The 9780-nt window shown below is 41.9% G+C and carries 10 protein-coding genes and 1 pseudogene; 8 read left to right on the top strand and 3 right to left on the bottom strand.

Going from position 1 to position 9780, the window contains the following annotated elements; genetic code table 11:
- Positions 1 to 1003, top strand: a 1003-nt coding sequence (locus tag ACEW80_RS24615; protein ID WP_373529108.1) for a GTP-binding protein, incomplete at its 5' end; no start/stop codon positions are given.
- A gap of 282 nt (positions 1004 to 1285) precedes the next feature.
- On the opposite strand, the gene ACEW80_RS24610 is transcribed toward ACEW80_RS24615, so the two are convergent.
- Positions 1286 to 2104, bottom strand: coding sequence for an Rpn family recombination-promoting nuclease/putative transposase (locus ACEW80_RS24610; RefSeq protein ID WP_373529107.1), 819 nt, complete (start codon positions 2102 to 2104; stop codon positions 1286 to 1288).
- Positions 2105 to 2257: 153 nt separating this feature from the next.
- Here ACEW80_RS24610 and psb28 point away from each other — a divergent pair, with 153 nt between their 5' ends.
- The 3 genes from psb28 to ACEW80_RS24595 all read left to right on the top strand — a co-directional run bounded on the left by psb28 (position 2258) and on the right by ACEW80_RS24595 (position 5107).
- Positions 2258 to 2599, top strand: a complete 342-nt coding sequence (psb28, locus tag ACEW80_RS24605; RefSeq protein ID WP_373529106.1) for a photosystem II reaction center protein Psb28 — start codon at positions 2258 to 2260, stop codon at positions 2597 to 2599.
- Positions 2600 to 2706: 107 nt separating this feature from the next.
- The gene (locus ACEW80_RS24600; RefSeq protein WP_373529105.1) at positions 2707 to 3219 is read left to right on the top strand and encodes a molybdenum cofactor biosynthesis protein B; all 513 of its coding nucleotides are present in this window, start codon (positions 2707 to 2709) and stop codon (positions 3217 to 3219) included.
- A 136-nt stretch (positions 3220 to 3355) separates the two neighbouring features.
- A complete protein-coding gene (locus tag ACEW80_RS24595) occupies positions 3356 to 5107 on the top strand; it encodes a diguanylate cyclase (protein WP_373529104.1) in 1752 nt (583 codons plus the stop codon).
- Positions 5108 to 5231: 124 nt separating this feature from the next.
- On the opposite strand, the gene mraY is transcribed toward ACEW80_RS24595, so the two are convergent.
- Positions 5232 to 6323: a phospho-N-acetylmuramoyl-pentapeptide-transferase gene (gene mraY / locus ACEW80_RS24590; protein ID WP_373529103.1), complete on the bottom strand. Its 1092-nt coding sequence runs from the start codon at positions 6321 to 6323 to the stop codon at positions 5232 to 5234.
- A gap of 79 nt (positions 6324 to 6402) precedes the next feature.
- Positions 6403 to 6642, bottom strand: a pseudogene (locus tag ACEW80_RS24585) (DUF3134 domain-containing protein).
- A gap of 244 nt (positions 6643 to 6886) precedes the next feature.
- On the opposite strand from ACEW80_RS24585, the gene ACEW80_RS24580 reads away from it, so the two are divergent.
- From ACEW80_RS24580 to ACEW80_RS24565, 4 genes are all read left to right on the top strand, one after another.
- Entirely contained in the window at positions 6887 to 7471 is a 585-nt protein-coding gene (locus ACEW80_RS24580; protein WP_373529102.1) for a PAP/fibrillin family protein, read from the top strand.
- A gap of 279 nt (positions 7472 to 7750) precedes the next feature.
- Positions 7751 to 7972, top strand: coding sequence for a photosystem I reaction center subunit IV (locus ACEW80_RS24575; RefSeq protein ID WP_373529101.1), 222 nt, complete (start codon positions 7751 to 7753; stop codon positions 7970 to 7972).
- A gap of 249 nt (positions 7973 to 8221) precedes the next feature.
- A complete protein-coding gene (locus tag ACEW80_RS24570; protein ID WP_373529100.1) occupies positions 8222 to 9109 on the top strand; it encodes a DNA-formamidopyrimidine glycosylase in 888 nt (295 codons plus the stop codon).
- 347 nt (positions 9110 to 9456) lie between these two features.
- Positions 9457 to 9675, top strand: a complete 219-nt coding sequence (locus ACEW80_RS24565) for an NAD(P)H-quinone oxidoreductase subunit O (protein ID WP_373529099.1) — start codon at positions 9457 to 9459, stop codon at positions 9673 to 9675.
- The last annotated feature ends 105 nt before the right edge of the window (positions 9676 to 9780 follow it).

Here is a 9780-nt window from a genome sequence, read left to right as displayed (position 1 = left end):
GACTTTACTTAATCATATCCTCAACAACCAACAGGGTTTGAAAACCGCTGTTCTAGTAAATGAATTTGGCGAAATTGGCATCGACAACGAGCTAATTGTTTCCACTGGTGAGAACATGGTGGAGCTAAATAATGGTTGTATCTGCTGCACTATTAATAATGATTTAGTAGATGCAGTTTACAAAGTTTTAGAACGCCAAGAAAATCTCGATTATCTAGTAGTGGAAACAACTGGATTGGCAGATCCGCTACCAGTAGCTTTAACATTTCTTGGCACAGAATTGCGAGATTTAACCCGCTTGGATTCGATTATTACCGTGGTGGACGCGGCGAATTACAGCCTAGATTTATTTAACTCAGAGGCAGCATACAGCCAGATTGCCTATGGTGATGTAATTGTGCTGAACAAGACTGATTTAGTTGATGAAGCTACTTTGAATGAGTTAGAAAGAAAAATTAACGAAGTTAAAGAAGGAGCAAGAATTATTCGCACTACGCGATCGCAAGTTCCACTACCTTTAATTTTGAGTGTTGGTCTATTTGAGTCTGATAAATATTTTGACACATTGGTAGATAACCACGACCATCACGATCATGATGACCACGATCACTCAACCTGTGGTCATGACCATCACGATCATGACCATGAACATCACGATCATCACCATCATTCAGACCATTTAGAAAATGATGGTTTTACTTCCATATCTTTTCAGAGTGACAAGCCTTTTTCTATTAGGAAGTTTCAATATTTCTTAGATAACCTGCTACCCTCAAATATCTTCCGAGCAAAGGGGATTATGTGGTTTGATGAAAGTCCAAAGCGTCATATTTTCCATCTTTGTGGTAAACGCTTTACCTTGGATGATGATGAATGGCAAGGTCAACTGAAAAACCAACTAGTGCTGATTGGTCAAAATTTGGATCGTGAGGCTTTAATTACTCAACTCGAAAACTGCATTTGTTTACCTTCAACCTCTCGTGGTAAAGGCTTTGGGAAATAAAAGTTAGGAGTGAGGAATTAAGAGTTTAACACTCGTACTCGTTCCCCGGTTCCACCTGGGAACGCATTCCCAATGGCTCCACCAGCGATGTTTGATCAATGAAAATGAGAGAATAGCGTAGGCGTAGCCCGCACTTCGACCCTTCTCTATGAGACGCTGCGCGTAGCAAGATCCCGTTCGCGTAGCGTCTCCGACAGGAGAAGGGTACGACAAAGCTCAGGGCAGGTGTTACCCTGAACCTGTCGAAGGGCAAGCTCAGTGACCATAGTAGATATCGCTTCCTCACTCCCCTGCATTACCAGGTTCTTCACTTCCCAACTGCTGTACCTGCTCTACGGTTAACCCCGTCACTTTCGCTACTATTTCCACCGAGATTCCCTCTTTGAGCAAATTCATCGCTACACGTCGAGCTTCTTCCGCACGACCTTCGGCAAGACCTTCGGCAAGACCTTCGGCAAGACCTTCGGCTAAACCTTCAGCAAGGATAGCTTGATAAGTTACTGACTCCTGCATAAGTTCTCTCCGCAGCAATTGTTGAATTATCTCTTTCTCTAATACTAGCCCAGCCAGAATGAACGCTGAGGCTGCAATATTGTTCTGGATACGTTGATCAGTAATTGCTGAAATTTCCTGAGCAACTTGTTGTAACGTAGCGGTACGGTTATTTGTCTGACTTAACACCGCAAATGGTAATAATCCTGGATGCTCCAAAAATACACTTGTTGGTTGCTCCCAAAGACGAATTACCTCGAACCTATGAAAGGTTTCTGACAAAGTGAATGTGGTTTGTTGCACAAGTTCTGAATTTGTCTGTTGCAAATAAATCACTACCTGACGCATTCGCTTACTTTTAAAGCGGCGATACCCTCGCAACCGATAATCAATCATCCGAAAGGGAATATCAGCTTTGGGCTGGGTTTGGAACTCCAAATGCAGCACAATTTCATCGGATTGGAGCAATATCAGCGCATCAGCGCGGATTGGTTCAAGGGAGAGTTCAGAAGGGCTTAATTCTGTAAGAGTGATAGATTCTCCTAACAGCCAAGTAGCAAAGTCACTGGAGAAAGTTTCAGCAAGGAACTTACAAACGTTATCGAACATTAAAAAATTTTATCAGGTGTTAGGCGCTCATCATAATCAATTTTGAAGAAATTTCGATAAGAATTTAGAGATTTAATTTAACTCTAGACTGTGGTGTTCTAATTGATGAGAGAATATTAAATTAACCATCAAAAAAGTTTAAATTCATTGATCATGGCGAAAATCCAGTTTTCTAAAGGTCTTGACGAAGAAGTAACTCCAGAGGTGCGCTTGACGCGATCGCGCACTGGCGATAGTGGCACAGCGACATTTATTTTTACGAATCCTAAAATTTTAGACCAAGGTAGCACCGAAGACATTACCGGGATGTACTTGATTGACGAAGAAGGAGAGATAATTACCCGTGAAGTTAAGGCTAAATTTGTCAACGGAAAACCGGAAGCATTAGAAGCACTTTACGTGATGAAATCAGCCCAAGAATGGGATCGTTTTATGCGCTTCATGGAGCGGTATGCTGAAGAAAACGATCTCGGACTTAGCAAAGCTGAAAAATAAGGCATAGGGCATAGGGCATAGGGCATAGGGCATAGACAATTTTTTCATGTTCAATGCGCCATTCCCTGTGTCCGATTGCCCATTATCAAAAGTTAAAAGCTTAACCGATGATACAACAACCCCATCCAGATTCGCCTGGGATTACGGTAACTTGTGCTGTGGTTACTGTCAGCGATACACGCACTTTAGAAACAGATAAAAGTGGTCAGCTAATTCAGCAGTTACTCCTTAATGCTAACCATGCTGTAGGAGCCTACACAATTATCAAAGATGAACCAACACAAATTCAAGGGCAGATAGAAAATCTGGCTAAAAGCACAAATTTGGATGCTGTAATTTTCAATGGTGGCACAGGTATTGCACGAAGAGATACCACCTACGATGCTATTGAAAAATTACTGGAGAAAACCTTGCCGGGATTTGGCGAGTTATTTCGTTTTTTAAGTTATCAAGAAATTGGTTCGCGGGCGATCGCCTCTCGCGCTATTGCTGGTGTTTATCAAAATAAATTAATTTTCTCCCTTCCCGGTTCCAGTAATGCTGTGCGGCTAGGGATGGAAAAATTGATTTTGCCGGAACTCACTCACTTGGTAAGTCAGGTTTGCAAGGGAGTGAAATGAGCAGCCGTTCGGGAGTTCTCATGATAAGTTTTGTAAAACTAACAGATCACGAACTGAATTCATCCCTTTTATCCTTACATTTTGAACCTATCCAGAATTATAGTTAAACGCATGAAATGTTAATATCAGGTCAGCAATGGAGCCTATTCAGTGGAATTGCATAATTGCTCACGGCATCACTGCATTTTCATACTTTGGCATCCCTACAGTAATAGGGGTTTTCTTTGCCAAAACTAAGGCAACTATACCTTCTAAGTTTTGGCTAGCCTTTTTCTTATCAGGTGGATTCGTACTATTTTGCGGATTTCACCACCTTTTGGCGGTCTTTGAGCCACATTCGGCAGTGTCGCTGTTGCACTTAGGCGTACTCGACTTAATGGCGTTTGTTTCGTTGTCTGCCTTACTTTACTTGATGCCAACTGCTTATCAAATTGTCGAGGCGATCGCTAAATATCAAGAAGATAACCGCGAACTTCAACGTAGTCAGCAGATGCAACGGCTATTCCTAGATCAGGTACCCTTTGCAGCCTATATCAAAGATGAGCAATCTAGAGTACTCTACTACAACCAGGAGCTACAGACTAGATTTTCGGTAAATTCACAAGAATGGTTGGGGAAAACGGATAGTGAATTCTTGCCACATCCAGAAGAAGGGCGGCGGGTAATGGAAAACGATCAAATCGTTTTGAAGACTCTACGCCCCTTGAAGGTGATTGAAGAGGTAAAGACACTTGGTAATGATCAGCCGTGTTACTGGCTATCGTTTAAGTTTCCGTTTAGCGATAACGCAACGGGCGCTAACCGTATCGGTGGGATTAGTATTAATATTACAGAATCTATAGAAGCAGAGCGATCGCTCACTAAGCTAAATCGGCAGCTAGAAGAAAAAACACTGGAATTTGAGGCAAAAAAACGAGAAATTATATATCTCTCAGATATGGCGGATATGCTTTATTCCTGCGAGTCTGAAGATGAGGTGTATAAAGTGGCCGCTTTAACCTGTTCCAAGCTGTTTCCTAATATGAGTGGTTGTATCTGTATAATTGCTAATTCCAAGAATTATGTTCAGATGAATAGTATTTGGGGGGGTAAAAGAAGCAGTAAAGAAATATTTTCACTATCTGATTGTTGGGCATTGCGAAGAGGAAAATTTAATCTTTTATCGCTTGGCGACTCAGGACTGATGTGCAGCCACTTAATACAGCCTGTTAGCGGCGCACATTTGTGTATTCCATTATTTGGACAAGGTGAAGAAGTTGGGATTTTACACATCCATGCGCTTGAAGAAATCAGTCCCGAAGAGCAACAAATTACTGAAATTATTGCTAGAACCTTAGGGTTTGCACTGAATAATCTATTGATAAAACAACGTCTAACCCATGATAATTTACGGGATGGGATGACCCAACTATTCAATCCAACCTATCTGCAAACCATAACGGAACAGAGGCTAGCGGAAGCTGAACGATCGGGACAACCTCTAAGTGTTATTTTCCTTGATATCGATAACTTTAAATCTTACAACTCGCTCTATGGGCATGTGACTGCCAACATTGTTATTCAGGGATTAGCAAAACTGCTGTTAAAATCTATTCGCTCCTTTGACATTGCTTGTAGATGGGGTGGTGAAGAATTTGTGATTGTGATGCCTAATATGACACTAGAAACGCTCAGGAAGCGAGTAGAAAAACTAAGGGTAGATGTTGAACAAATGCAATTGAGGGACGGCGATCAGATCCTCGAAAGGATCACCGCTTCTTTTGGAATAGCTGTATCAGAACCAGGGATTACAGTTAAAGATTTTCTGAATCTGGCAAATCAAGCGATGCTTGAGGCCAAGCGAACAGGGAAGAATCGGGTTATGGAGTATGTAAATACCTCTGATTGAAGAAGAATGCAGAAGTCAGTAGTCAGTATAAAAAACAACTCCCTGAAGATGTGGGAGTGTGATTTTGGATTCGAGCAGTTTTTCAAACAATTCAGAATGGAGCGATGTCTGCAGCGGGCTGCGCCTACGCCAAACAGATAGCAGCCAAGATAGCAGCGATGACATAAAATACTCCAACAACTTGCAATTCTGACCAGCCACTCAGTTCTAAATGATGGTGTAAAGGTGCCATTTTAAAAAGGCGCTTACCTTTGCCATCAGGGCCTTTAGTAGCTTTGTAATAACTTACCTGTGCCATCACAGAAAGGGTTTCGACGAAGAAGATACCACTGAGAATAAACAGCGCTACTAAGGTGTTTGTCAATAGCGCCACAGCCGCTAAAGCTCCTCCCAGTGCCAAAGAACCAGTATCTCCCATGAAAACGCGAGCTGGGTTACGGTTATGGGCTAAGAAACCTAAGCATCCACCACTTAAAGCAGCACAGAAAACCATCAACCCTGGAGCGGTAGGCGCGATCAGTGCACCTAATGCCAAAAGTGCGATCGCTACTGTTCCGGCTGCCAAACCATCAATCCCATCTGTTAAATTAGTCGCATTACTTTCTGCAACTAGCACAAAACCTGCTAAAGGCCAGAATAAAAATCCCAAAGGTAATGTAAAACTTACCCAAGGTAAAGCAATATTTGTAATATTAGAAGGCTGATTAAACATCATCCATAAACAAAACACGGCTGCAAAACTCATCTGCAAAGCCAGTTTCAATTGGGGAGATATACCTTTATTTGATTTACGGCGCAGAATTTGCCAATCGTCAAGCCAGCCAATCAATCCGTAGCTGATTGTCAATGCTGAAACTGCAACTACCTCTGTAGCAAAGTTAGACAATATACAGGCGAATATCACAGCTACAGGTACAAAAAATATACCTCCCATTGTTGGGGTGCCTGCTTTTTTCAAATGGGCTTGGGGTCCATCTTCACGGATTATTTGGCCAGTCTTGAGTGCTTGAAGTAGAGGTATTACCCAATAACCGACAACACCCGAACTCAGCGCACACAATAATAGTGGCAGAGTTAATGACATACTTTGCCAAGGTAGCCTATTGGCCATCGAATCTAAGAAAAATGCTGTTGTACCCAGACCTACGGCTAATAAAGAGGCTAGAGCGATTCCAGAAATATTTAATCCTTGCTCAGGAGATAATTTAGCGTCCACAAAAGTTTCCCTTCACTCCACACTTTTAAAACTGAATCCCAGAAACTAGGAATACTACCAAGTCCCTAGCCTGAAAAGGCTAATCTTCAGCGATTCCTATATCGTCATCGTCATCAATATCGTAGTCGGCAATTCCAACTTCTACACCCATGAGAGAGTCTATTTCTTCTTCGTCATCTTGAAAATCCGGTTCGTGAACGTCACGCGCTATGATCCGACCATTGGTTTGCAACCAGTCCAATAAAGAAGACTCTTACTTTAGGGGGATGACATCGGCTCGTTGGTTACGAGGGTATTCACGTAATGAATAGTTCAACATATCGAGTTAAGACAAGAAAATAGTTACGTAAGTGTGACATTTAGAGTCTATCACTTGACATGGATTTATTTAGTTATCTTTTCAACCCTTCAATCGAGAAATCCGCATTGAGATAGAAATTTTTTATTTAATAGGCATATCGCCTCCACCAGGAGATTATTAGCAATTTTTATAGTTCTACATATATGTCATGAATATCTTGTTTATGCTGATGGAAAGTGAGTGATTTTTGAGGTGATAGGTGATGATGGAAAAAGCGGCTCTCATGAATGCGATCGCTGGTACAAATCGCGGTTTACTGGCGACTGAACTACAGAAACAAGCTATCTTAGCTGCGATCGCCAATTTAGAAGACTTTAATCCTACACCCCGTCCGGTGGAAGCTAACAATTTGCTAGATGGCAATTGGCGATTACTATACACCACTAGCAAGGCTCTTTTAAACTTAGATCGTCTACCTTTGTGCAAACTGGGTCAAATCTATCAGTGTATCCGAGTAGAGACTACCAGTGTTTACAACATAGCTGAGATTTATGGCTTACCTTATCTGGAAGGATTAGTCAGCGTTGCTGCTAAATTTAAGCCAGTTTCCGATCAGCGTGTCCAAGTGAAATTTGAGCGGTCTATTATCGGCCTACAACGTTTAATAGAATACAATTCTCCGGTAACTTTTATCCAACAAATTGAAGCAGGTAGAAAATTTCCGGGGATCGATGTTGCAATCAAGAGTGATCAACAGCAAGGCTGGCTAGATATCACTTATATAGATAACGATCTGCGGCTCGGCAGGGGTAACGAGGGAAGTGTGTTCGTATTGAGTAAAACATAACCTTGTACAAAATGACCGTTTGGGAAAGAAGGTACGCTATAACGTGTGACTTGTCAAGTAGGCTCTAATACCGTTTTAAATTCGGGATGTGCTATGGCAGTGCGTAGATGAGCAAGATAAGGGAGAAAGAATAACTAATATTCAATGCCCAATGCCCCACGCCCAATACCAAATTCAGACAAATAACTTAACAAAGACTCTTGGTGCGACCTTCAGGTTGTAGAGTGAAATCAATTAGCCCTCTAGATTGGCGATTGATAACTAAAAGGGAAAATAATCATGGTTCAACGTGGTTCTAAAGTACGTGTTCTCCGCCCTGAATCCTACTGGTTTCAGGATTTAGGAACTGTGGCTTCTATTGATCAAAGCCAAAACGGCATCAAATACCCAGTAATTGTCCGCTTTGAAAAGGTAAATTACTCTGGTATCAATACCAACAACTTTGCCCAGGATGAATTAGTAGAGGTTGAAGCACCAAAGGCTAAACCACCTAAAAAATAAGCAGCAAAGCTACAAGGGGGTTGTTTGATGCGATGATGAAGGGAAGTCTTAAGTATGAAGTCTGAAACTTTCAGTTTATTCATCCTTCGTCCTAGCCTACCCTAATCTACGAGAAGCCGCCCTGCGGGTATTTACGGTTTCTTTTTGGTAGTACGGCAAACCACTTAAGTGTGTCTAAAATACTACCTTATCTTTTTTTCATTGAATTGACCTCCAAGTACATCAAAATTGCCTGCTTAATCAGCTTGAATGCCTGAACTGCCTGAAGTCGAAACAGTCCGAAAGGGTCTAAATCAATTGACCCTCAACCAAGAAATTACGGGTGGAGATGTGTTGCTCGATCGCACCATTGCCTACCCGTTTTCTGTAGGTGAGTTTGTTGATGGAATTAAGAAGAATGCGATCGCCACTTGGCATCGTCGTGGTAAATATCTCCTAGCTACACTCACCTCTCTATCTCCCTCATCCTCCTCATCTTCCCCCTCCTCAGACAGTTGGCTAGGGGTTCATCTGCGAATGACCGGTCAACTACTATGGCTACATCGAGATGAACCATTACACAAGCACACACGGATAAGATTATTCTTTGGAGATCAGCAGGAATTACGCTTTGTTGATCAACGTACTTTCGGTAAAATGTGGTGGGTTCCGCCTGGTGTTAGTGTAGAAAGCATTATTACTGGTTTAGAAAAACTGGCAGCAGACCCATTCTCACCCGATTTCACTGTCGAGTATCTAGCTCTTAAACTCCAAAACCGCCGCCGTCCGATTAAGACTGCGTTACTCGATCAGTCGGTAGTGGCGGGATTAGGTAACATTTATGCCGATGAAGCGCTGTTTAAAAGTGGAATTTTACCCGAAACCTTGTGTATAGATTTGCAGCTAAAGCAAATTCAGCATTTGCGAACAGCCATAATTAAAGTGTTAGAAACCAGCATTGAGGCTGGTGGTACGACTTTTAGTAATTTTCTAAATGTTAAAGGTACTAACGGCAACTATGGTAGTGTAGCCTGGGTTTATAACCGCGCTGGAGAACCCTGTCGAGTTTGTGGTACAGAAATTCAACGGATTAGGTTAGCTGGGAGATCCAGTCACTTTTGCTCCCAGTGTCAAACGCTACGGGGAGTTAGGAGTTAGACGCAAATAATCAGAATATAGCTATGACTTATGCTTACGCAAAACTACACGCTGTAGGGGCAATTCATAAATTGCCCTTACCTGAAAATCAAAGTTTCGGCTATTGTTTGCGTAAGTCCTAAATAGTGTAGGATGCCGAAAATCTGAACTAATGAATCACCCTAACGCGATAATACAACGGAGGAAACCTCCCGCTTTATTTTAGGCAACGTACCGACTCTTGTACAACGGTTTTATATTTAACCTAACCCACATACTTAGGAGTTAAAAGTTAGGAGTTTTTACTTATAACTCGGAACTCTTTTAAAATACAGATGAAACAAGTTACAAATTTCAGAGAGGAACTTATGGCAGTCAAAAAAGGAGATATGGTTCGCGCTGTCCGCGAGAAACTGGAAAACAGTTTGGAGGCAAAAGCCAGTGATACTCGCTTTCCTTCTTATTTGTTTGAAACCAAGGGCGAAATTCTAGATGTCAAGGGTGATTACGCCCTGATTAAGTTTGGGAAAGTGCCAACACCTAATGTTTGGTTACGTGTGGATCAACTCGAAGAGTTTAAATCTTGAAGAATAATCAGAAGCGGAGCGGAGACGCTCTGCCTCACCTCAAAAAATAACTAAACAAACGTGCCATTCAACTATTATATACTGTCGGCGTTTAGAAAAAGTTAG

Source organism: Nostoc sp. (genome assembly GCF_041747015.1).
GTDB lineage: Bacteria > Cyanobacteriota > Cyanobacteriia > Cyanobacteriales > Nostocaceae > Nostoc.
The sequence above is the reverse complement of the archived record's forward strand: the minus strand, read 5'-3'. Positions and strand labels throughout refer to the sequence as shown.

What these genes read in the sequence shown, in the direction of transcription:
- psb28 (WP_373529106.1), top strand. Translation starts at nt 2,258, where the DNA reads ATGGCGAAAATCCAGTTTTCTAAAGGTCTTGACGAAGAAGTAACTCCA.
- ACEW80_RS24580 (WP_373529102.1), top strand. Translation starts at nt 6,887, where the DNA reads ATGATGGAAAAAGCGGCTCTCATGAATGCGATCGCTGGTACAAATCGC.
- ACEW80_RS24565 (WP_373529099.1), top strand. Translation starts at nt 9,457, where the DNA reads ATGGCAGTCAAAAAAGGAGATATGGTTCGCGCTGTCCGCGAGAAACTG.
- ACEW80_RS24570 (WP_373529100.1), top strand. Translation starts at nt 8,222, where the DNA reads ATGCCTGAACTGCCTGAAGTCGAAACAGTCCGAAAGGGTCTAAATCAA.
- ACEW80_RS24610 (WP_373529107.1), bottom strand. Translation starts at nt 2,104, where the DNA reads ATGTTCGATAACGTTTGTAAGTTCCTTGCTGAAACTTTCTCCAGTGAC.
- ACEW80_RS24575 (WP_373529101.1), top strand. Translation starts at nt 7,751, where the DNA reads ATGGTTCAACGTGGTTCTAAAGTACGTGTTCTCCGCCCTGAATCCTAC.
- ACEW80_RS24595 (WP_373529104.1), top strand. Translation starts at nt 3,356, where the DNA reads ATGGAGCCTATTCAGTGGAATTGCATAATTGCTCACGGCATCACTGCA.
- ACEW80_RS24600 (WP_373529105.1), top strand. Translation starts at nt 2,707, where the DNA reads ATGATACAACAACCCCATCCAGATTCGCCTGGGATTACGGTAACTTGT.